The following is a 21,774-nucleotide window of genomic DNA, read 5'->3' as shown; positions in this document are numbered from 1 at the left end:
AAATTGTGTTTGCTTCGTGCCGGTAAGTATCGCCCAGTATCGCAGAATCAATTTTAAATGACACGCCAGCGAGACCGCACGCGCCCTTACGGATGAGGACAATCGGAGAGGGTTTTGGCATTAAGGGTTTCTAAGGCCGCGTCTGCGGCGGGCTGGTACTTCTTCATCAACTGATCTGCTCTATCAGCGCCCTCTGCAAGATTTGACAACCGCATCTTCCAAAACGCAGCGGCCTTCATAGCAGCCAGCTCTGCTCTCGTGTATATCTCGCCGATTTGAGCTCGTGTTGGATAGAAAAGTGTGAGCTCGTCCCAACTCGTAGCAAGCGCATACCTGGCGTTCGCCTCGTAGTAGTTTAGACATACTCGAAGATGGGATTGTTTGGCAAGCTTGCTAATAGCGATTTGTTGGAACGCTGTGGGGACATTCGAGTATCATCTTGCGATCCTCGCTATCAGCTTGCCTTAGGTACGTCAGTGCTGTTTGAGCGTCCGTTGCCGTCTCCGCAAGGTTGAGTGTGGCGATCTGTCCGTTTATCTCGTCGGTCAATTCCGGGCAAGCACCGAATGCTGCATCTGCCATGATTCCCATAAGCAGCGGTACCAGCATGATGACAATTTGTCTTACAAAGTTTTTTGATCGAGACATCGGCCCACACACCTACCTGAGACCAAAGGCGACCGACACCCCTGAATCGTTCAGGCGATACTCAATGTCCAAATACTCGCATCCGAGGCAAGATCGGCTGATGGTTGCTGTCACTGGCCGTTGGCATCGCTGACTGGTTGCAATTCCCCTTTCTCGGAGAAACCCAGCTTAACTTGATGCTGCGCTGACCGCGCGCACCACAGTACTACGTGTGTCGATTCGATTAACAACTCCGCCAAGCCGCGTTCAATCCTTTACGAACGTACGTATGTCTATAATTAGGGCGGATAATTCGTAAGGTTGCGATCTTATTGGCAACGCTGTAAAGGACGGGCAAATTATTCCACGAAAATATGTTGATCGCACATTACTGCTCTATGTCAATGCCTCGGGTCTCCGTTGCAATGACTGGAAGCTTCATTTTGCTGTGAAAGGTTAATCAATGATTCGGATATCCGCTGTCTGCGGTCTCGTACTCGCGTTGCTTGGCACAAGCGTCGCGCTAGCGGCACAGCCGACCCCAGTCCCTAACACTGCTCCCGATTTCTCGTCGATGAGTTTTCAAATTGGCACTTGGAATTGCCGTCAGGCCATCGTCGGACGACCCGGCACTCGTTTGGAGACCGATACGTACAGCATGGCGTACGATGGTTGGCAAATGCAAAATCATAGCGTTTCGCCACCGTTCGACAAGAATCGCACCCGGGATGAAGTAGGCGACGATTGGACAACGTGGGACCCTACTATTAAACTATGGATCAATCAGGCTGTTGACAATTTCGGAACATACGGTCTTTCGACATCGCCTGGCTGGGTCGACAACACGATGACTTGGAGTCAAACAAATCCCGACGGCACAAAAGGCACCAACGTGGTAACGAAAGTCAGCGATACTCAATATAAATATAAAACGATGGGCAACAACAAGATGGGGGACCCGCAAGCGGCTACCGCGAGTGGGGTTTGCACGAAATCCTAGCGGTCTAGTTTCAAACATGCGACGCGATCCGGGAGGCTGTTAACCCTTTACCGGATCGCTATTTCTATAACGGTTGCGGATATGGATCGAATTCCTCTTGCTTGTGGCAGAGAAAATCATGCGCAGCACGGTCCGAAAGTTTGCGAGCGGAGAGGGAGTGGCGATTAAGCGGCCGTCGACGATTCAAATCGATATGGGCTTCTAACCATCTTTTAGACCGAGGCAATCCTCCGATGGATTTGCCCGCGACCGTTTCTGCTCGGGTCGCAACTCGGCAAGCCCCGAAAAGATGTACTCCGCGTACTCTTGGTCCGTTGGAGCTCTCCACGACTGCTCTATAGGCAAATACGTGAGCGCCGAAAAGTGCTGCCCGGACTCGACGCCGATAACCCGGATACTCCGGCGCTCGTAGTTGACGCCTTCACCCTCGATCACGTCAAGCGTCTTCCGGCCACGTCGGGCGCAGCTGCGGTCGATCAGGTTATACGGTATAAGATATATTGCTCCGAAAATGCGCCTCCCCGTGTCGCTCCCTATAATACCGCAAGCGGCGCGATTGGCCGTGCGGCTCCAGACCGGAAATGTAAAGTCAAATGTGTCGTCCGTCCAGGCGGCCTCCACACTCCGCGCCTCGGGTATTCTATCCCCGGCGCGAATCCGCTGGCCGCACATGTTGGAGCCGTACTGGAACACGTACTCACATTCCGATTTTGGCACTGTGACTATAGCTCCGAACGCAGAACGCTTAGTGGTGGATCGCTCATCGCTGTGTCGACATCGAGGTCTACGGAGAGGACACAGTCGTTAGGGTCCCAGCCATGGTCGCGATGAAAGGCTCCTCGATATTCACACCAACAAGACTACACTAAAGCCAGGCAGTGGGACCTCGTCCGGGCGAAAGTTGATCGTCGTGCCGCATAGTGCCATCGAGTGCCGCCTCGTATCACCCATCGCATTAGCAATCCACTAGCAAATTGCCATTTTCGGCCATTTCTCGCGCGACCCGGAAACCCGCAAACCCCCCTCAAATTGGCGCTTTCGCCACTATGGGAGAAGTCTGCGGCTGGTGCCGCTTCCGGTCTTCAAATTGTGGTTTGCTTCGTGACGCGCAGTATCGCCGAGTGGCGTATTGTCGCGTGAATTGGCGCACTTCGTTATCATCAAGAAGCCGATCCGTCTGCAGCACGTATCTGTCCGCGTCCGGCTTACTTACTTGCCGAGCAATCCCGAGTTTTGATTGAAGAGGACGCTAGTGCAGGTGGCCTGACCGCAGGTCGTTCCGCCACTCTGATTCAGGTTGCCCATCGTGGTCTGGTCGTGACCACCCGAGTCGGTTATCTGATAGGATCCGTATGAGCCGTTAGCAGAGGCATCGATGACGTACGAGGATCCGTCGACCGGGTCTCTCGGCTGCTGCAAAAGATAGCTGGACGGCAGGGTCTGAGTGTACTGGCCGGCGTTGTCGACTGCGTATTCTTCCATCGCGGTGGCGATGGCCTTTTCGTTGTCCTCACAGGCCGATGTCTGCGATTCCGCACGCGCATGGATGAAGTTTGGGATAAGGATGGCAGCCAGAATCGCGATGATCGCGATGACGATCATCAGCTCGATCAACGTGAATCCCTTTTGCAGCCTCTTCACCCGAAGACGTCCGTTCGATTATGGGAAATCATATGATGGCCGTCGTATGTCGGCTTCCTCGGCGAGGAAAATTGCGGGCCGTCTACGGCAACTCTCTATCACTTAGACCCGATTCTCAGTGACTTGTTACACACCGGTCCGGTACGATGCGCCGGACCTCCGCCGCAGCGCGATTCGGATCTGGATTGCGCAACGAAGCGCTAAGCTAGGTTAACTGATAGTTGTGCCAGTTGATATCGGCTAGTGCAGTCTGCTACTGCCGCGCGGGCGCTCAGTGATAGCTTCGGCGCCCCTCTAACCGCGGTGGCGGCGACACCTTCGATTCTGGGGACCATCCAATGACAGCTATCGTGCGTTATACGCTTCATTCGTAGTGAATGCATTGCCGTTGACGTCGCAGCAGCCGCCGACGGCGTAGAGCGTGCCGTTAACGACGCCCGCGGCCAGACCGTCGCGGGCCGTCGGCATGGATGCTTTGGCGATCCAATTGTTCGTCTCAGGGTCGTAGGCTTCGACCGAATTCAAATAGCCTTTCGAATCGCCGCCAACGGCATAGAGTCTGCCGTTGATAACGCCTGAGTCGAAGAAGTCGCGCGCCATCGAGAGGGGGCTTCCCCCCGACCACTTGTTTGTCGCCGGATCGTAAGCCCAAACCTTTTTCGATGGGCAGCAGCCGAAGAGACATCGAAGCGGACAATGCCGGCTCTACAACCGCGAGGATCTCGAAGTGCGAATGGTCTGTGCGACATCCGCCACCGCTTCGCTAATGCCCGTGCTACGCGGTCCGATCCGCCCCTCGGCGCAGCCGCCGATGATGGCGCCTCTCGAAGCGTACTCACCGCACGGTCCGCTCGCGGATGAAACTTTCGCAAGGCATCGTTGTATCCAGAAGATGATGGCATTCCAGGTCATAATTGAGATGAACGAATTATGAAAATCTTCATTTGAGTTGCCGTAACACACTAGCGAGGACAAGCAAATGAGAGGAACGGCCCCCCGCGAGATTCGATTAGCATCGATCGTCTTGGCGATTTGCGGCGTCACGCTCATTGTGGTGGCGATCATCCACTTGTGGATTTCCCCGGAGCTTTACAGTTGGTTTGGGCGCAGCGTCCGTAACGCACTGCCGGTTCTCGGCCCGCCGTTTCTGCTCAATCACGTCGTCGTAGGTGTCTTGCTTTTTCCACTCGGAATCAACACGCTGATCGCGAGCTTCGGAGTTCGCGTGGGGGATCGGCGCGCATGGTGCATTGCGTGCGTCAACTCCGTCGCCGTCGGGGTTCTGCCGTTGTTGCTCGTGGCGATCATGCGCGGTCCAGACTATAACGCCGTTCCGTTTCGTGTCGCCGAAACACTCGTGACTTTCGCGGCGTTCGGTATGCTCGCTGCGGTCCTGCTGGCGCGTAAGCACTTAACGGTCGCGAGGGAGTTATCGTGAACCGAAGATCATTCGCGCAAAAGCCGAAGACCGACTCGCTTTCGACGCCAAACGTGAGACGAGGCGAAGACTATGTTTAATGCAAGGAGTCGAGCGGGAGTATTGTGGAGCTGGCCCGCTTTGGTGGAGTGTTCTTGATCATACATCAGGCCGCCTGAGTCATCCGTTATTCGAGAACAGCGTCGACGGCAAATGCGCCGCTTGCTCCGACCAAAAAACTTTCAAAGCGCTTGCGCACTTACGGCTGCACACATCAGACAGGTAAAACACAATGGGCCGGATCATCCGTGTAATGGTTTATCATTGTGCGCGAACCATCACGCGATGTTCGACGCCGGAATGTGGACATTGAAATTAAGTGGTCACGTCGTACCAACGCGAAAGCTTCCGCCTTCATTCAAGAAGGGTCTCAGGGAAAAGCTACTCTTACGAAAAGAAGTCGAACGTCGGCAACTGGCTTGGTTAATAAAACATCCAAGGCCCGCTTAGCTAAGCTAAGCTGGCCTTCACCTGACGGGCAGCGGCGTCGGCGGTGTCTTCGGGCCGGGTGTTGAACGCAATCGTGGCGTCTGGGGCGGCCTTATGGATGATGTTCACCACCGTCTCGAACAGCACGAGGCCCTTGGGCGGGAGTCGCATGCCGGCGCCGATCACCACACAGTCATAGTTGGCGCCCGCCAGCGCCTTCTCGAGCATCGCGCTCCCAGCGGCATCTGGCGTGATCATGCACGTATCGCCCTTCCAATCGTGTTCCTCGATCTTTTTGACACCCAAGGCGATCCCGGCGTTGATCTTTTCGGCATTGAAACCGGGCGGCAGGGAAGGGTCTGAGAAATCGACCGTTTCAGGCTTCTGGCCGACGAATAGGATCTTGGTCATTTGGTTTCTCCATTCGGGTGGGGTTGATCGGAAATTCGCGAAACGTTGTTCATCGCGCGAGATGGCGCCGCAGGAATTCGCCGGCGATATCGAGCGCCTCGCGTGCGGCCTGCAGTAGGGCGACGTTGGCGTCTTGATAATGTTGAACAGTAGGAACCGTGTTCTGTAGTCCACTCCACAATTCATCGGTCGAAACGGTGCGGCCACGCGCATGCTTGCTCATCCATTCGCCCGAACGCCCTCGTACTCGCAAGAAAGCCAGAGTATCGGGTAGAGCGGAATTGTTGCAGCTATCGTTTGGTGAAGGCCTCGTTCGTATTAAACGGGTTGGGGCTAGTGGAGTCAGCGCCGCCGACCGCATAGAGTAGGCCCCCGACAACGCGCGTTGCTAATCCGAAGCGCGCCGTCGGCATCGGGGTCTTGGCGGTCCAAGTGTTCGTTACAGGATTGTAAGCCTCAACCGTATGCAAGGCTCGGTTATTGCTCTTGCAGCAGCCGCCGATCGCATAAAGTTTGCCTCCTAGGACGCTCACAGAGAGTCCAAATCGCTTCGTTGGCATATTTGCCCTACTGGACCAGGAATCCGTGACAGGATCGTAAGCCTCTAGTGTGTGCAAATTGCCGTTAGGTGTAGTCCCGCCGACGGCATAAAGTATGCCATCGATGACCCCAACAGCTAGGGCGGCGCGCTTCGTCGGCATGGGAGCCTTGATTGTCCACCTATCCGTCGCAGGATCATATGCCTCATTCGTACCAAAAAAGCCATTATCGCCGCCGACGGCATAGAGGATGCCGTTGATGACGCCGACGCCAAGGGTCGCACGCGCCGACGGCATTGATGTCTTGGTGGTCCAGCTATCCGTCGCAGGATCGTAGGCCTCAACTGTATTCAAGTAGCCGTTATTATTCAGTCCGCCCACGGCGTAGAGGACGCCGTTAACGACGCCCGCAGCTAGTGCGTAGCGCGCCGTCGGCATGGGGCTCTTGGTTGTCCAGGTATCCGTCGCAGCATCGTATGCGTCGACCGTATTCAACACGTTGGAGCAAGTGTAAAGATCGCAGCCCCCGACGGCATAGAGTATGCCGTTGACCACGCCCGCAGCGTGTTCGAAGCGCGCCGTCGGCATGGGTGCTTTCGTGGTCCAGGATCCGAGGGATTGTGGGGCCTTTTGAAGGCCAGCCGCACCAGAATGAGGCGCCAGAATCGGATTAGAGATGCTTGAGCATCCGGCGGCCGCAGAGGTGAATGCAAAAACGATCATCATGCAAACAATGGACAATCGTCGAGACATATCATGACTCCCTATAATGTTGATAAGACAATCCGGCCGGCCTACTTTAGCCGATCTGATACATTGCAAAGCGCAACTTCATATGGCGCTTGGCCTCTTAATCTGGGCCACAAAGCTTGTTTCGCCGCCGTGTGAGACGGACCTCGCTCAATACATTCGGCGGGTGAATCTACGGCACGTCAGAGCTGTCAAGGGCGCTTGGATTCGATGCAACTAATTTTAGGTGTATGGCGAAATTCTGCGTCATAAAAATGGCGGGATTCTCAGTCGCCCTCGGCGGATTTCGGCTAACTTTGACCGGCCGCCCCTTTGACGTGGGTTTCTTTACCGTGTTACTCGACCGTCATTCCAAGCTGGTTGAAGTGGAGGAAAACTATGTACCGGAAAGAATCGAGGAAAACGTCATGAATAAGCCGCCAAGAGCTTTACGATCTAGTTTTGTCGAAACAGATGCGCACTAAAGCACCGCGCTTCGGCGTGTCCGACGTTGCGTTGGCAAAGCACTGTCGGCGCGTTAAGTGTCGTTAAGTGCCGCCTCGTGCCACCCATCGCGTTAGCAGTCCACTAGCAAATTGCCATTTTCGGCCATTTCTCGCGCGACCCGGGAACCGCGCAAACCCCCGTCAAATGGGCGCTTCCGCTAGTACGGGCGAAGTCTGCGGCTGGTGCCGCTGCCGGTCTTCAAATTGTGTATGCTTCGTGCCGTCGTGTATCGCTGAATCGCGTGTTATCGCGAAAATAAGCGGACATCGGTTGCTCGTGTCCGCCTTGACGGGCGAATCGTACCTCGCCCGGTGCCTTGGACCTAGGTCGGACCGCTTCACCGGGTGGACGCGGCGTGGTATCATATTGCTGATGTCGACGCACTACATGTGTCGGCTGACAGCTTCTATTCATGAGGAAGGGCAATGTCATGAATTCGATCCATGGTTTAGTATTGCGCGTGGCCGCCCTTGTCGTCGGGTCTGCAACCGTCGGGGCGAGCATCGCTACAAATCCAGCTACGGCTCAAGACGTCAATTCAATGCTCAAGGCGCTCAGCATCACGACATGCTCCACGTCGGGTGCTTGCAAGCAATTCAAGAACTCCGGTGCCGGTGCGGGGGTTAAGGGTGTCGCGGGAAGTGGGAATGGCGTCATTGCTGTATCGACAAACGGCAGCGCCACCTTCTCGACGTCGACGAATGGCGATGGCATTCAATCCTACTCGAACAATAACGACGGCCTAAATTCAGGCACGAACAACAATAGCACGACACATCCTGGCCGCTCCGGCGTCTGGGGCCACGACGACTCGACGGACGGCGGCACCAAGAACGTCGGTGTCGCAGGTTCTTCAAACAACGGCTCGGGCGTCAGCGGCAGCTCAACCAACGGACTCGGCGTCTTCGGTATCTCAACCAACGCTAATGGCATCCAGGGCGACTCAACAAATGGCTCAGGTGTCTACGCTTACTCAGCTAACAACTCGGGCGGAGCTTTCGAGAACAGCACGGCCGACATCTTCGCCCTCACCGTAGCCAACGACGCGAGCGGCGGCTACACCTTCGCCGCACAGAGTCCGGGCGGCGTCGTAGAAATGGATGGTGCTGGCAACGTGATAGCAAGCGGAACGATGTACGCGCAAGGGTTCGTTACGCAACTCCGTGCGACTACCAGCGACGGACGACATGTGACGTCGTACGCCGCTCAGTCGGCTGACGCCGAGATGTCCGATGTCGGCACGGGCCGCATTGTGGACGGACGCGGCGTTGTCCAGCTCGATTCCACGTTCGCACGGACGCTCGACATGCGATCCGGCTACCACGTATTCTTAACGCCGATGGGCGACAGCAAGGGTCTGTATGTCGCTTCGAAATCGCCAGCTAGCTTCGAAGTGCGCGAGTCGCAAGGCGGCCAGTCGACGCTTTCGTTTGACTATCGAATCATCGGGCGTGCGGCGGGGGTCACATCGGGGCGCCTCCCGGCCATCAAATTCTCGCCGCCCAAGATCATACGTGGGCACGCGCCGGACCATTCTCCAATCCACTGACCAGTACGACATCACAACGCAACGACCGCCGCCGCTCGCGGCGGTCGTTTGCTTGCATACGAGCGCCAAGAAAAGGCCCGACCGTCGGCTGGCCCCCACAAACCTCTCGCAAGCGGACTTGGCGTCATTTTATCTAACCCGCGCGTGGATCATATTTCAAGCGATGATTGGATTTGCCTTAAGTGGGCATAGTATCGCCTGGTGTCACCCAGTATCGCTCATCGCATCAGCAATCCATTTTGACACGCCCGGGCGCATAAAAATCTTTGCTCTCAGACGATCATAGCTGCTAATAAGTAGGCCGTCGGCATTTGTGCTTCCTCGGCCAAGGTATCCGGTCACCTTTGGCAGCAGTGTCACGCCCCGGCATCTTAGTGATAAGGTGTCGTGACAACTTTATTTCCCAAGCCCGGAAAAGGAAATCTGAAATGGATATATTGCGATCGAAAATCGCAGCAGTCGCGATACTCGCGGCCCTCCTCGTTGTCGGCATCAGTCTCCGCTCGCCGCGCCAAGCCGCCGCTGGCAACGGTGTCGGACCCGACGTAACGTGCACGAGCCCTAGTCCGTGTCTCAGCGAAACAAATAAATCAACCGGTTCGGCAGTCACCGGCATTTCAAAAAAGGGCTCGGGCATGATTGGCCAGACCAAATTCAATAGCACATCACAAAGCAATGGCCAGATTGGAGTCCTGGGACAAGATCTGTCGACGAGCGGTAGCTTCAACGTCGGTATTCTCGGTTTGTCGACGAACGGCGCCGGCGTCGACGGCGTATCAAACGCCGGTATCGGGGTAGTAGGATTCTCAACGACACTCGATGCCGTCAAAGGCAACGGCGCCCGGTTCGGAGTGTATGGGCTATCATCCGACGGCACCGGCGTCCGAGCGGAATCAGGTTCCTCAACGAAACAATCACTCTTTATTTGGCAAGATGGCACAGGGGCGTTGATTCGAGCGGCTCAAGCGACGTGCAATTGCTACGTCTTGTCACTAGATGTCAACGGCAATTTGATTGCGCGCGGATCTATCACCCAAAATGGGGTGCCGACCTTCGTGACGCAAACGACTACCGGAGTGAAAGTGTTATCTTACGGATCTCGCCAAAGTCAACCGACGATCGAAGACACAGGCGAGGCGCAATTGGTCAACGGCTCATCGTATGTCCGCATAGACCCCAAATTTGCAACTGCGATCGATGAGAACACAGTCTATACCGTTCTCGTGACACCTGAAGGCGACACGAACGGCGTTTATGTGACATCGAAATCACCGCAAGGATTCGTCGTGCGCGAAAACCGTGGCGGTCGGGCAACCGTTGGCTTTGGGTACCGAATCGTCGCAAAGCCATTTGATACGAACGCTTCCCGTCTGCCTCTTGTATCAACGATGCCGAAACTCAGGGCGTTCGACGTTCCTGCAAGCGGCAACGTCGTCCACACATACGATGCGCCGTCAAACGGATTCCGATAGGGTTCCGATCCGCGCATTAATCCTTAACACGCTCGCCCACAACGCGTGGTAGAACGAGGCTACTTTCAATACGGTCGTCCGGACGCTGACCTGCGTGATTGGCGGCGTCCGGCGTCGGCCTGCGCCGCTTGGGCATCATCGCGCACGCTGGATGCAAAGCCAAGTCGAATGAGAACCGCGTTGGCCCTCCATTAGCAAATCGCCGTTTTCGCCCGGTTCCAGTCCGACACGGGAACGCCGCAAACCCCCGTCAAATGGGCGCTTCCGCTAGTACGGGAGAAGTCTGCGGCTGGTGCCGCTGCCGGTCTTCAAATTGTGTATGCTTCGTGATGCGCAGTATCGCCGAGTATCGCTGAGTGCCGTGTTGTCGCGTAAAATAGCGGACATCGTTTCATCTAGTGTCATGGCGTATCGCTCATCGCATTAGCAATCCATTAGCAGCTATCCATTCGATCCTCGTTAGCCTACTGCGCCCAACTGTCTCGGTTCACAAGCAAGAAAACGTAGAATTGGATTCAGCGAAATAGTTGCGGCTATCGTGGGTTGAAGGCCTCAACCGTATTAAAGATATCGTTGTTATCATCGTAGCCTCCGACCGCATAGAGTATGCCGTGGACGACGCCAACGGCATGCCAGAATCGCGCCGTTGGCATGTTCGTTTTGGCGCTCCAGACATCAGTCGCAGGATCGTAAGCCTCAACTGTATTAAAGGGGTAGCCGTTGCTTGTGCCGCCGACCGCATAGAGTATACCGTTGACGACGCCAGCCGCTAGCCACCCGCGCGCCGTCGGCATGGACGCTTTCGTGGTCCAGGTATCCGTCGCAGGATTGTAAGCCTCAACCGTATTAAGGGCGGTAAGGTAGCCGCTTTTCCAGCCGCCGACGGCATAGAGTATGCCGTTGATGACACCCGAAGCTAAGCCTGAGCGCGCCGTCGGCATGGATGCCTTGGTGGCCCAGGTATTGGTCGCAGGATCATAAGCCTCAACTGTATTCAAGGCCACTTGGGGATTGCCATTATCGCCGCCAACGGTATAGAGTATGCCGTTGATAACGCCCGAAGCTAGATCAGCGCGCGCTGTCGGCATGGATGCCTTAGCGATCCATTTGCTCGTCGCGGGATTGTAAGCCTCAACGGTGTTCAAAAAGCCGATGTGATTTTTAAAGCCGCCGACGGCGTAGAGCCTGCGCTTGAGGACGCTCGCCGCAAATCCAGATCGCCTTGTCGGCATGGATGCCTTAGCGGTCCAGGTATCCGTCGCAGGATCGTAGGCCTCAACCGTCTTCAGGCCGTTGTTGCCGTCATTACCACCGATGGAATAGAGTATTCCGTTAATGCCGCCCGCAGCAAGCAAATAACGCGCCGTCGGCATGGGTGCCTTGGTGGTCCAGGTCCCGAGTGATTGCGGTGCCTCTTGGATGCCAGCTCCGCCAGGACGAGGGACCAATGCTGAATTTGAGACTTTAGCGCATCCGGCCGCGGCCGACACAAATGCAAGAGCGATCACCGTGCAAACGATAAACAATCGTCGAGCCATAAAGTAACCCCTCATCACGTAAGGCATGGTCCCGGCCAAAAAAGTCGCGGGGACGCTATATGTGACGTTAGGTGAACTCGAACCTTGGATGCCTGCACGGGAGCGGCGCAAACCCCCGTCAAATGGGCGCTTCCGCTAGTACGGGAGAAGTATGCGGCTGGTGCCGCTGCCGGTCTTCAAATTGTGTATGCTTCGTGCCGCCGAGTATCACTGAGTATCGCCGAGTGGCGTGTTGTCGCGTAAAATAGCGGGTATCGTCTCATCTAGTATCATGGCGTATCGCTCATCGCATTAGCAATTCATTAGCAGATTTTCGTTCGATCGGAAGTAGCCGACGGGGCGGTCAAATATCTGGATGGACCGCACCAGCAACACACGAGTAGTGGATTCAGGCGGGGACTCCAAGCTATCGCGGGTTGAAGGCCTCAACCTTAGCCGAAAGTACATAGTTGTCGTCATAGCCGCCGACTGCGTAGAGTCTGCGACCGATGGTGCCTGCAGCTAGGTAGCCTCGCGCCGTCGGCATGGGTGACATGCATGGTGTCGCAACGCATGGGTTCCACGCGTTCGTCGCAGGTACCGGGGAAACCCGATTACGTCGTTTCGACTGAAAAACTATGCAAGAGATATGTAGCGGCTGGTCTGCCACCGTTCCCCGCGCGTTGCATCGTGACGAGAATGATCAGAGACGATCTAGCGCAAGGGGACTTAGCGCAGCGCTGCGCGGTTAGCGCTCGTGGGCACCGTTCTGAACCGAGAGCTCCCAGCGATACCCGTCCGGATCGTGAAACCACAGGCCCAAATGCGGCGAGCCCGGCGATGTAGGGCCGATCTCGTCACCCGGGTCTTCCAGTTCTACGCCGTTTTTCTTCAACGTCTCGAGCGCTTCGCGCAGCGCGCGCATACCGTCGAGGTGAAACGACATGTGGTCGATCGTGTCGGGATGTGGTGTGCCTTTGAAGAACCCGATGATCATGGCGTCGTTCGTCAGCGCGATGGCCTCATCGGACCGGAACATTTCCTGCAGATCGAAGTTCTTGGTCCAAAAGTGCGCGTGCTTCTCCGGGTCTCTGACGGCAAGACTGAAATGCCAAACCGTGCCAAGTTGTATTTTCATATTCGTACCTCTTCGTAACGCGTCAAGCGCACTTGTACCCGCGGATGATGCGAGCGTAACACACGCCCAGGCGGTTCGCAAGCGCGAGAAGACAGCACGAAATGGAACGCTTGTCGCTCTGGAAGAGCGCGTCGCGGCGTGTCCTAGGCCATGGCAGAATCTGTCGAGGTAAGAATCCTGGTCTTGAATAGCCGCGCGGATTAAGATTGTTATGCCAGGTAGTACCGTCTAGTGCAGTCTGGTACAACCCGTCGCATTAGCAATCCATTAGCAAATCGCCATTCGCGGCTCCTTACCGCCCGGCGCGGGAACGGCGCAAACCCCCGTCAAATGCGCGCTTCCGCTAGTAGGGGAGAAATCTGCGGCTGGGGATGTCGGTGTTTTCCACGATCACCTAAACGATTGGCATCAATTCGTTGAGACGGGACCGAACCTCGTCTCGATAGAGAATCTCGATTTCGGCGATATGATCGTCAACGATATCCACGATTAAGTATCCATCTTCCGACTCCATATCGACGGTTCGACCGGTTTGGCCCTCTACCCCACTTCTTGGTCGAGGCCGAACGAACATCGTGGCGCAGAAATCGTCGCTGCATCGACATCGGTCTCGGATTTCTAGCGCCGAAACCTCTGATGCGAGCCGTTGTTCGCCCAGCTTAAGGAATAGGCGCCCCAGCTCGTCACAAAGATCAGGAAAAGTAGCCTGAAGTCGGAACATTCTTTTCCTCAATTTGTAGGTTGAAAACGGTTGAATGGCACCCTGTATCATAGCGTATCGTGTATCGCGTTAGCAATCCATTAGCAATTCGCCATTTTCGACATAATTCACTCCGCCACGGGAACCCCTCAAACCCCCGTCAAATGGGCGCTCCCGCACGTTCGGGAGAAGTCTGCGGCTGGTGCCGCTGCCGGTCTTCAAATTTCAGCATGGCCGTATCGCGGCAAATCCTGGAGCGCCACAACGTGTCGACTTGTTCAAGAACACAGACACTCGATGCGGATTTGTGGTTCGTCGGATTCTCTAATCGCGGCGCGATTGTGTGCAAAGTGCAGCGATAGAGTACAAATCGCTTTATTCTGCGATTGGGCTCTTTGCGCGGACGCCGCTATTATTTGGCGGCAATAAAATCCGAGGTAGATGGCGAATCACCCGCCCCGCATGTCAATAAGAACAATGTCGTCCGTCTGGTATTGCTCTAGGGATCGACGGCGATTCCGCTCGCGATGCAGTTCGTCCCGCACGAAACCGTGCCAACGAGTACGCCGCTCGGGTACAAGTATTCTGCGGCGTTGCTATTCTGACTGTCGAGAGCGAACCAATGGCGGTTCAGCATATCGATGGCCAGGTCAAGTGAACCGCTGGCGATTGGAAAGGTCTTGGGTTTTGGATTAGGGAGCTCAAAGGTATCGGCTGTGCCAGGTTGCGCGTCGTTCGCGAGTAAGTCGTTTGTACGGTCAATTGCAAGGCCACCGGGTGCACTGAAAGAAACGCCAGCGACCTGAGTCTGGTTGCCGCACGCACCGGATGGGCATGTTAGAGACCAGAGCGCACCGATACCTGAAGTAAGATCGATATCATTGTAATAAACGGTGCCGTGCTTGTCGACGGTAATCCATAAGCCTACGGAGTCGTTTGTCATTGGAAAATTGCCGACGAATGCACCACCGTTCGGTCCCCCAACCCAAGTTGAAATGGAGCCTGCCTCGGGACCGCCCGTCTGGAAGACATTGCTGGCGATAACGGTGCCGTCTCTAGCCATCGTGACGTCATAAGGGAATTGATTGGTTGGATCGGTATAAGAATTGGATGCGACAGTCTCGCCTCGGTGAAAGACCAGAACATTGTGTCCGCCCGTGTTTGCCACGTATAGATCGTGGGTGGAGGCATTTACATACAAGCCCTGCGGGTTGGTTACGTCTGTAATCTTGCCACACGGGATCTGACCTTCGAATTTTCCTGCAAATACATTTATGATGTTATTCTTGTAATCTGAAAAGTACTCGATAGAGATCGTCGCGGGGCACGTATAAAAAGATTTGAGCTGATGACCAGCGTTCAGATTATCGGCGTGCAAACCGAGGGGGCTCCGAGACGTAGCGATGAAGCTCGCTAAAGAACGCATGTGACTGCTCAAGGTGGGCGGTTTCTGTGGAACCGCCGTACCGGATGAGCAACCGGGGAGCAGCGCCATCGCTGCCGCTACGCTAACGGCGGCGAGAACAGAGAAACGACGCATTGCTGCCCCTCAGTCTGAGCGATTCTCAGTCGGTACAGGTTCGCGGTCGACGAGTGGGGACCCGCCGGCTCTTCATGTTTGACCGTCGCATGGATCAATCGGACCCGAGACGCCGGGATAACGCACACTAGCGCAGACTTAGCTCGAGCGATCGAAGTGCCGCTCAGTATCGTGGAGTGCCGCCTTGTATCACCCATCGCATTAGCAATCCATTAGCAACTTGCCCTTTTCGGCCACTTTCGGCCGAGCGCGGGAACGGCTCAAACCCCCGTCAAATGGGCGCTTCCGCGAGTACGGGAGAAGTCTGCGGCTGGTGCCGCTGCCGGTCTTCAAATTGTGTATGCTTCGTGATGCGCAGTATCGCCGAGTATCGCAGAGTGGCGTGGTGTCGCGTATATTGGCGGGCTTCGTCCCATCTAGTGTCGTGGCGTGCCGCTGAGCGCATTAGCAATCCATTAGCAGCCATCCATTCGATCGTAAGACGCCGACGGCGGCCGAATGTCTGGATGCCCCCGCACTACCAAGAAAACTGCGGTATCGGATTTGGGGGATTTATTGCAGCTATCTTGGGGTGAAGGCCTCATTCCTACTCAACGTCTCACCGGCGAAGCCGCCAACTGCATAGAGTATGCCGTTGACGACGCCTGCGGCTAAAAAATCCCGGGGCGTCGGCATTGGCGCCTTGGCGGTCCAAGTGTTTGTCGCAGGATTGTAAGCTTCAACCGTATTCAAGAAGTCGTAGCCGTTTGTGGAGCCGCCGATCGCATAAAGTCTGCCGTTATCTACGCGCGCAGCCAATTCTGCGCGGGCGGTCGGCATGTGTGCCCTGCCCGTCCAAGTATTCGACGTAGGATCATATGCTTGAACAGTGCTCCTCGAGCCTTGGTGGTTATAGCCTCCGACCGTATAGAGCTTGTGCCCGAGGACGCTCGCAGCGAGGCCGAAGCGTCCGTTCGGCATGGACGCCTCGGTGGTCCAGGTGTCCGTCGCAGGATTATACGCCTCAACCGTTTTCAAGTAGCCGGGCTGGCCGCCGACGGCGTAGAGTATGCCGTTGACGACGCCCACGGCTAGGCTTGAGCGCGCGGTCGGCATCGATGCCTTGGTGGTCCAGGTATCCGTCGCAGGATCGTACGCCTCAACCGCATTTGAGTACCTGTTGGAGCTATTAACTCCGCCGACGGCATAAAGTATGCCGGAGACGATGCCCATAGCTAACCAGCCGCGCGCCGTCGGCATCGATGCCTTGGTGGTCCAGGTATCGCTCGAGGGATCATAGGCTTCGACCGTATTGCAAATGCTTAAGGGTTCGCACGACGGCGAATTGCCACCAACCGCATACAAGATACCGTTGACGACGCCGACGGCTAGATCGGCGCGCGCGGTCGGCATGGGTGACTTGGTGGTCCAACTCCCTTTGGCTTGCGGCATTTCTCGAATGCCAGCCGCGCCAGAGTGAGGCAGCGGCGTTGGAGCAGAGGCGCTTGAGCATCCGGAGGCGGCCGACGCAAATGCAAGAACGAACATCGTGTAAACGATGCACAATCGTCGAGACATGTGGTGACTCCCCATCATATGTGAACCAAACCCCTGGCAAAATACCCGCGGGGACGCTATCTGTGACGTTGCGTGAGCTCGAACCTTGCGTGCCGCCGCGGGAAGCACGCAAACCCCCGTCAAATGGGCGCTTCCGCACGTACGGGAGAAGTCTGCGGCTGGTGCCGCTGCCGGTCTTCAAATTGTGCTTGCTTCGTGACGCGCAGTAGCACCAAGTATCGTTGAGTGGCGTGTTGTCGCGTGAATTGGCTAACTTCGTCTCATCCAGTATCATGGCGTATCGCTGGTCGGATTAGCAATCCAGTAGCAGCTTTCCAACCGACCTGCGATCTGCTCGATATCCGCGCACCCTGCAAGAGAACCTAATAGTGAGTCTGGCGCAGTATCCTCGTAACTAGCGTGGGGTGAAGGCCTCAACCGTACTCAAGTAGCCGCCGTTATGAAGGCCGCCGACGGCATAGAGTGTGTTCCCGACCACACGCGTAGCCAATCCATCCCGCGCCGTCGGCATGGGTGCCATGGTGGTCCAGGTATCCGTCGCAGGATTGTAAGCTTCAACTGTATTTGAAAAGCGATTGGTGTAATTATAACCGCCGACAGCATAAAGACGCTGCCCGAGGATGCTCGCGGCAAGGTCCCAGCGCCCCGTCGGCATTAGTGCTTTGGCGGCCCAAGTATTTGTCGCGGGATTGTAAGCCTGATTGTCATGCCTGGGGCCGTAGGCGTAGCCGCCAACGGCGTAAAGTATACCATTGATGACACCCGCTGCTGGGTTCTCGCGCGCCTTCGGCATGGATGCCTTGATCGTCCACGTATCCGTCGCCGGATCGTACCCTTCGACCATATCCGAGCGGCCGTGAATGCCGGTACCGCCGACAGCATAGAGTATGCCATTAACGACTCCTACAGCTAGGCCATAGCGCGGTGTCGGCATCGATGCCTTGGTCGTCCAAGTGTTCGTCGTAGGATTGTACGCCTCAACTGTATCTAGGTAGCGGATACCATCATAGCCGCCAACTGCATAGAGTATGCCGTTAACGACTCCCACAGCGTGGCCATAACTTGCCGTCGGCATCGATGCCTTGGTGGTCCACGTGTCCGTCGCAGGATTGTACGCCTCAACCGTATTCAAGATGTCGCTGTGAATGCCGATGCCGCCGACGGCATAGAGTATGCTGTTGACGACACCCGCGGCTAGAAAGGCGCGCGCCGTCGGCATGGGAGCTTTGGTGGCCCAGCTACCGATCGATTGCGGCGTCTTTTGAATGCCGACTGCATGAGAGTGAGTTGCTATGTTCGGATTCGAGATGCTCGAGCAGCCTGAAACAATGGAGACAAACCCAAGAGCGATCATCGTACAAGCCATCGACAATCGACAAGTCATAATGTCCCCCTATCGTGGAAATGAGCCAATCCTTACAGCCGAGCTCTTCCAACTATCGTGGGTCGAAAACCTCAAACGTTTTCAAACTACCGCCGTTCCAGCCGCCGGCAGCGTACAGTCTCCGCCCGATGACGCCTACAGCTAGGCCGTCGCGTGCCGTCGGCATGGATGCCTTGGTGGTCCAAGCGTCTGTTGCGGGATTGTAGGCCTCAACCGTATTCAGGTCATAAACGTTGAGGCCGCCGATGGCATAGAGTATTCCGTTGATGATTCCAACGGCTGGGTACTGTCGTGCTGTCGGCATAGATGTCTTGGTGGTCCAGGTATTCGTCGTAGGATTGTAGGCCTCGACCGTATTAAAGTTGTGAGGTTGGGTCGTGTTGTTGTCGCAGCCTCCGACGGCGTAGAGTATTCCGTTGATGACGCCCACTGCAAGACCGGAGCGCGCCGTCGGCATGGATGCCTTGGTGGTCCAAGTGTTTGTCGCCGAATCGTAGGCCTCAACCGTATTCAAGGTGCCGCCGCCGTTGATGTCGTTAGCGCCACCGACGGCATATAGTATACCCTTGACGACGCCCGCAGCTAGGCCGAAGCGCGCCGTAGGCATCGATGCCTTGGTGATCCAAGTGTCCGTCGCAGGACTTGCAGGATCGTGAGCCTCAACCGTGTTCAAGCTCTGACCGTTGATATCACAGCAGCCCCCGACAGCATAGAGTATGCCATTTATGACGCCCATTGCTAGGCCCAAGCGCGGCGTCGACAGGGGCACCTTGACGGTCCAGATACTCGTCGCAGGATCATACGCTGTATTCGATTGGATTGTGTTAAGGCCGCCGACAGCATAAAATATGCGGTTGACGACACCTCCCGCTATACTACTGCGCGCCGTCGGCATGGGTGTCAAGGTGGTCCACTTCCCGAGGGATTGCGGCGTCATTCGAATGCCAGACGCGCCAGAAGGAAGCGCAAACGTCGGATGCGAGACGCTTGAGCATCCGGAAACTGCGGAAATCAGCGCGATAAGAATCATCGTGCAGACGACGGACGCTCGTTGAGACATTTATTTCTTCCTCGTTGCTCCGACGAGTCTATCCGTTGCCAGACAGACGCGGGAACGATATATGTGACGTGAGGTGAGCTCGAACCTTGCATGCGGTCACGGGAACCCCACAAACCCCCGTCAAATGGCCGCTTCCGCTAGTACGGGAGAAGTCTGCGGCTGGTGCCGCTGCCGGTCTTCAAAACCGTGTTGGGCTTCGCAAGGGGCTTGGTAGGTTCGATTCCTATCTTCTCCCGCCGATTATTAAATAGATGGGCAAGCGATGCTTGCCCTCCTACAGATCGCGCATTATGGGCAAGCGATGCTTGCCCTAGTACGGATATCGTCGCTACGAGTTCGCGACGAGGGGCAAGCGGTGCTTGCCCTAGTACGAATCCTTAGATTACAGCAAAAGGAAACCGATGGCGCAGACTTGGGTATCTCTCAAGCATCCGGATGGCGAGGTTGCGAAAGACGAGCAGCACGCAATCCGTTGTGCCGTCTACACAGACGGACAGCCAACGCAGGCACCCGACAACCTTGACGACATCAGCGACGTCCTCAAACAGCCGGGCAAACTCGTCTGGCTTGATGTCGCATCGCCCACGGCAGTCGACTACGCTCTGCTGAAGAACGAATTCGATCTGCACCCCCTCGCGCTTGAAGACGCCGCCACGCCGCACGAGCGTCCGAAGATCGAAGCGTTCGACGGCTATTATTTCCTGATCGTGCACGGAGCTACACCAACTCCGACCGGCATCAAAGGCAGTGAGATCGCCATTTTCGCGGCGGCGAACTACATCATCACCATCAGGCGCGATTCGTCGTTCTCGCTTGACGAAATCGAAAAGCGCTGGCTCGCGAGGCCGGCAGAATCGCGAAAATCGTCCAGCGGCTTGCTCTACGTCATCCTCGACACCATCGTCGATCGTTTTTTTGATGTCGGCGACGCCATCGACGATGAGATCCAAAAACTCGAGGCGGCGCTATTCCGCGGCGCCGCGGTCGTCACGGTCATTCCGCGCAAGATCTTCTCGCTCAAACGCGATCTGCAATACTTTCGTCGCGCGGTCGCTCCGCTCCGCGACGTGCTCAACGCCATCTTGCGCGAAGACATCCCGTTGTTCGCGCACACCGACCTGGCGTATTTCCGCGACGTCTACGATCACGCGATCCGCCTACTCGATCAAATCGATGCCGCGCGTGACCTCGTCAATGGTGCGCTCGATCTCAACTTATCGCTCGTCGCGAATCGTCAAAACGAAGTGGTCAAACAGCTCACGATCATCGCAACCGTCTTCATGCCGCTCACATTCATCACCGGATTCTTCGGCCAGAATTTCGCGTTCATGGTCGCGCACATCCAGACGCCGACGAGCTTCTACATATTCGGGTTCGGCACGGAGATCCTCGCGATCGCCCTGCTCGTGATCTTCTTCAAAGTCAGGCGCTGGTTTTAGCCATCCACAGCAGGTCGCGCCATGCACCGTCGTGGTAGACGAATCGCCGCAACAGCGCCTCGCGTGCGAAACCGCACCGTTCGTAGCACTTGATCGCCGCCAAATTATCGGGATACACACCAAGCTCAACGCGGCCGATCCGCAGTTCCCCGAAGGCCGTGTCGCATAGCGTGCGCACGGCAAACGCGCCGACCCCCGCGCCGCGATAAGCTGGATCGAAAATGGCGATCGTCAGCTCGACGCCGGCGAACAGCGGGGCGCGAAGCGAACACACGCCGACGACGCGGCGCCCGGCGACGATCGAGTACAATGGGCGGTCGCGCCGCCGTTTGCTTTGTGCAAGCGTCGCCGACGCGACAGAAAGCGAACGCGGCAAGTGATAGACGGTGGTCGCGGAGACGGCGCCGGAATCGAAGCCGTGTTGGATCTCGGGCAGATGCCGCTCAGTTCGCGGCACGATGCGCACGCCAAGAGGTCCGGCCTTGGAAATTCTAGCCATCGGTACGCGCTTGAGCCCACTCTTCGTGAAGGATGCTCATGATGGCGACATCGTCGTAGCGTCCTTTGCGGTACTCGCGCCCGCGCAATACGCCCTCGCGCGCGAAGCCGGCCTTCTCGTAGCAGCGGATGGCGCGCACGTTATCCGGATAGACGAACAATTCGATCCGCTGCAACGGCAGCGCGCGAAACGCGCCATCGACCAGCGTGCGTACGGCGTCGGTGCCGTAGCCGCCGTTCCAACGGCGCGATTCGTGCAGCGCGATGCCTAGTTCGGCGCGCGCCCCGAACAGCGTGAGGCCGGCGACGCCGATATCCTCGCCGGTTTTCGTCTGCACCACGAATGTGGGCGTGCCTGGGCTCACGGCAGCACGAGCGGCCCATTCCTGTTCGGCATTGCGCGAAAGCGGCAGCCGCGTCATGAGCCACGTCCGCGCCGGCGACTCGTTGAACCATCGCAACAGCATCGGCACGTCGGTGGGCTCGATCGCGCGGAGGCGCACTTTTTCACCGACCAGCCACGTGGGCGCGAGCGGGCTCGCTCGGGTTGGTCTTTTCAT

General features: G+C 56.5%; 20 protein-coding genes and 1 tRNA gene. 7 read left to right on the top strand and 14 right to left on the bottom strand.

The window, feature by feature from the left end:
* Positions 1-393: 393 nt before the first annotated feature.
* Positions 394-648: a hypothetical protein gene (locus tag VII69_14250; protein ID HEY5096270.1), complete on the bottom strand. Its 255-nt coding sequence runs from the start codon at positions 646-648 to the stop codon at positions 394-396.
* A gap of 553 nt (positions 649-1,201) precedes the next feature.
* On the opposite strand from VII69_14250, the gene VII69_14245 reads away from it, so the two are divergent.
* Entirely contained in the window at positions 1,202-1,627 is a 426-nt protein-coding gene (locus VII69_14245) for a hypothetical protein (GenBank protein ID HEY5096269.1), read from the top strand.
* A 1,209-nt stretch (positions 1,628-2,836) separates the two neighbouring features.
* On the opposite strand, the gene VII69_14240 is transcribed toward VII69_14245, so the two are convergent.
* A complete protein-coding gene (locus VII69_14240) occupies positions 2,837-3,268 on the bottom strand; it encodes a type II secretion system protein (protein ID HEY5096268.1) in 432 nt (143 codons plus the stop codon).
* A gap of 345 nt (positions 3,269-3,613) precedes the next feature.
* Positions 3,614-3,868 carry a kelch repeat-containing protein gene (locus tag VII69_14235; protein HEY5096267.1) on the bottom strand — a complete coding sequence of 85 codons (255 nt, stop codon included), beginning with the start codon at positions 3,866-3,868 and terminating at the stop codon, positions 3,614-3,616.
* A gap of 379 nt (positions 3,869-4,247) precedes the next feature.
* On the opposite strand from VII69_14235, the gene VII69_14230 reads away from it, so the two are divergent.
* Entirely contained in the window at positions 4,248-4,706 is a 459-nt protein-coding gene (locus VII69_14230; GenBank protein ID HEY5096266.1) for a hypothetical protein, read from the top strand.
* Positions 4,707-5,195: 489 nt separating this feature from the next.
* On the opposite strand, the gene VII69_14225 is transcribed toward VII69_14230, so the two are convergent.
* The 3 genes from VII69_14225 to VII69_14215 form a co-directional block, all read right to left on the bottom strand.
* Positions 5,196-5,585, bottom strand: a complete 390-nt coding sequence (locus VII69_14225; protein ID HEY5096265.1) for a hypothetical protein — start codon at positions 5,583-5,585, stop codon at positions 5,196-5,198.
* 49 nt (positions 5,586-5,634) lie between these two features.
* Positions 5,635-5,808, bottom strand: coding sequence for a hypothetical protein (locus VII69_14220; protein ID HEY5096264.1), 174 nt, complete (start codon positions 5,806-5,808; stop codon positions 5,635-5,637).
* Between the two features lie 67 nt (positions 5,809-5,875).
* Positions 5,876-6,712 (bottom strand): kelch repeat-containing protein, encoded by an 837-nt coding sequence (locus VII69_14215; protein ID HEY5096263.1) that lies wholly within the window; start codon positions 6,710-6,712, stop codon positions 5,876-5,878.
* A 392-nt stretch (positions 6,713-7,104) separates the two neighbouring features.
* On the opposite strand from VII69_14215, the gene VII69_14210 reads away from it, so the two are divergent.
* The 3 genes from VII69_14210 (at position 7,105) to VII69_14200 (ending at position 10,381) form a co-directional block, all read left to right on the top strand.
* Entirely contained in the window at positions 7,105-7,338 is a 234-nt protein-coding gene (locus VII69_14210) for a hypothetical protein (GenBank protein ID HEY5096262.1), read from the top strand.
* A 452-nt stretch (positions 7,339-7,790) separates the two neighbouring features.
* Positions 7,791-8,909, top strand: coding sequence for a hypothetical protein (locus VII69_14205; protein ID HEY5096261.1), 1,119 nt, complete (start codon positions 7,791-7,793; stop codon positions 8,907-8,909).
* A gap of 344 nt (positions 8,910-9,253) precedes the next feature.
* Positions 9,254-10,381, top strand: coding sequence for a hypothetical protein (locus VII69_14200; protein ID HEY5096260.1), 1,128 nt, complete (start codon positions 9,254-9,256; stop codon positions 10,379-10,381).
* Positions 10,382-10,914: 533 nt separating this feature from the next.
* Here the strand turns inward: VII69_14200 and VII69_14195 are convergent.
* From VII69_14195 to VII69_14170, 6 genes are all read right to left on the bottom strand, one after another.
* Positions 10,915-11,754, bottom strand: a complete 840-nt coding sequence (locus tag VII69_14195) for a kelch repeat-containing protein (protein ID HEY5096259.1) — start codon at positions 11,752-11,754, stop codon at positions 10,915-10,917.
* 892 nt (positions 11,755-12,646) lie between these two features.
* Entirely contained in the window at positions 12,647-13,036 is a 390-nt protein-coding gene (locus VII69_14190) for a VOC family protein (GenBank protein ID HEY5096258.1), read from the bottom strand.
* 1,199 nt (positions 13,037-14,235) lie between these two features.
* Positions 14,236-15,276, bottom strand: a complete 1,041-nt coding sequence (locus tag VII69_14185) for a hypothetical protein (protein HEY5096257.1) — start codon at positions 15,274-15,276, stop codon at positions 14,236-14,238.
* 561 nt (positions 15,277-15,837) lie between these two features.
* The gene (locus VII69_14180; GenBank protein ID HEY5096256.1) at positions 15,838-16,833 is read right to left on the bottom strand and encodes a kelch repeat-containing protein; all 996 of its coding nucleotides are present in this window, start codon (positions 16,831-16,833) and stop codon (positions 15,838-15,840) included.
* 394 nt (positions 16,834-17,227) lie between these two features.
* Positions 17,228-18,187, bottom strand: a complete 960-nt coding sequence (locus tag VII69_14175) for a kelch repeat-containing protein (protein ID HEY5096255.1) — start codon at positions 18,185-18,187, stop codon at positions 17,228-17,230.
* Between the two features lie 82 nt (positions 18,188-18,269).
* Complete coding sequence (locus tag VII69_14170; protein HEY5096254.1) at positions 18,270-19,112, bottom strand: kelch repeat-containing protein; 843 nt, start codon at positions 19,110-19,112, stop codon at positions 18,270-18,272.
* 309 nt (positions 19,113-19,421) lie between these two features.
* On the opposite strand from VII69_14170, the gene VII69_14165 reads away from it, so the two are divergent.
* Together VII69_14165 and corA are read left to right on the top strand one after the other, a co-directional pair.
* Positions 19,422-19,513: transfer RNA gene (locus tag VII69_14165), tRNA-Sec, on the top strand.
* Positions 19,514-19,678: 165 nt separating this feature from the next.
* Positions 19,679-20,716, top strand: coding sequence for a magnesium/cobalt transporter CorA (gene corA / locus VII69_14160; protein ID HEY5096253.1), 1,038 nt, complete (start codon positions 19,679-19,681; stop codon positions 20,714-20,716).
* Here the strand turns inward: corA and VII69_14155 are convergent.
* Positions 20,700-21,215, bottom strand: a complete 516-nt coding sequence (locus tag VII69_14155; GenBank protein ID HEY5096252.1) for a GNAT family protein — start codon at positions 21,213-21,215, stop codon at positions 20,700-20,702. The two genes, corA and VII69_14155, sit on opposite strands and share 17 nt — an antisense overlap.
* A complete protein-coding gene (locus VII69_14150) occupies positions 21,208-21,774 on the bottom strand; it encodes a GNAT family protein (GenBank protein ID HEY5096251.1) in 567 nt (188 codons plus the stop codon). The genes VII69_14155 and VII69_14150 overlap by 8 nt, the downstream gene beginning before the upstream one ends.

The sequence above is a fragment of the Candidatus Eremiobacteraceae bacterium genome (assembly GCA_036511855.1).
Lineage (GTDB): Bacteria > Vulcanimicrobiota > Vulcanimicrobiia > Eremiobacterales > Eremiobacteraceae > JABCYQ01.
Note: the sequence above shows the minus strand (reverse complement) of the source record. Positions and strands in the feature narration are given on the sequence as shown.

Bases quoted from the DNA above. Each gene is read 5' to 3' on its own strand.
- VII69_14250 (HEY5096270.1), bottom strand. From the start codon at position 648: ATGTCTCGATCAAAAAACTTTGTAAGACAAATTGTCATCATGCTGGTA.
- VII69_14245 (HEY5096269.1), top strand. From the start codon at position 1,202: ATGAGTTTTCAAATTGGCACTTGGAATTGCCGTCAGGCCATCGTCGGA.
- VII69_14235 (HEY5096267.1), bottom strand. From the start codon at position 3,868: ATGGCGCGCGACTTCTTCGACTCAGGCGTTATCAACGGCAGACTCTAT.
- VII69_14230 (HEY5096266.1), top strand. From the start codon at position 4,248: ATGAGAGGAACGGCCCCCCGCGAGATTCGATTAGCATCGATCGTCTTG.
- VII69_14225 (HEY5096265.1), bottom strand. From the start codon at position 5,585: ATGACCAAGATCCTATTCGTCGGCCAGAAGCCTGAAACGGTCGATTTC.
- VII69_14220 (HEY5096264.1), bottom strand. From the start codon at position 5,808: ATGAGCAAGCATGCGCGTGGCCGCACCGTTTCGACCGATGAATTGTGG.
- VII69_14215 (HEY5096263.1), bottom strand. From the start codon at position 6,712: ATGCCGACGGCGCGCTTCGAACACGCTGCGGGCGTGGTCAACGGCATA.
- VII69_14210 (HEY5096262.1), top strand. From the start codon at position 7,105: ATGGCGAAATTCTGCGTCATAAAAATGGCGGGATTCTCAGTCGCCCTC.
- VII69_14205 (HEY5096261.1), top strand. From the start codon at position 7,791: ATGAATTCGATCCATGGTTTAGTATTGCGCGTGGCCGCCCTTGTCGTC.
- VII69_14195 (HEY5096259.1), bottom strand. From the start codon at position 11,754: ATGCCGACGGCGCGTTATTTGCTTGCTGCGGGCGGCATTAACGGAATA.
- VII69_14190 (HEY5096258.1), bottom strand. From the start codon at position 13,036: ATGAAAATACAACTTGGCACGGTTTGGCATTTCAGTCTTGCCGTCAGA.
- VII69_14185 (HEY5096257.1), bottom strand. From the start codon at position 15,276: ATGCGTCGTTTCTCTGTTCTCGCCGCCGTTAGCGTAGCGGCAGCGATG.
- VII69_14180 (HEY5096256.1), bottom strand. From the start codon at position 16,833: ATGTCTCGACGATTGTGCATCGTTTACACGATGTTCGTTCTTGCATTT.
- VII69_14175 (HEY5096255.1), bottom strand. From the start codon at position 18,187: ATGATCGCTCTTGGGTTTGTCTCCATTGTTTCAGGCTGCTCGAGCATC.
- VII69_14170 (HEY5096254.1), bottom strand. From the start codon at position 19,112: ATGCCGACGGCGCGCAGTAGTATAGCGGGAGGTGTCGTCAACCGCATA.
- corA (HEY5096253.1), top strand. From the start codon at position 19,679: ATGGCGCAGACTTGGGTATCTCTCAAGCATCCGGATGGCGAGGTTGCG.
- VII69_14155 (HEY5096252.1), bottom strand. From the start codon at position 21,215: ATGGCTAGAATTTCCAAGGCCGGACCTCTTGGCGTGCGCATCGTGCCG.
- VII69_14150 (HEY5096251.1), bottom strand. From the start codon at position 21,774: ATGAAAAGACCAACCCGAGCGAGCCCGCTCGCGCCCACGTGGCTGGTC.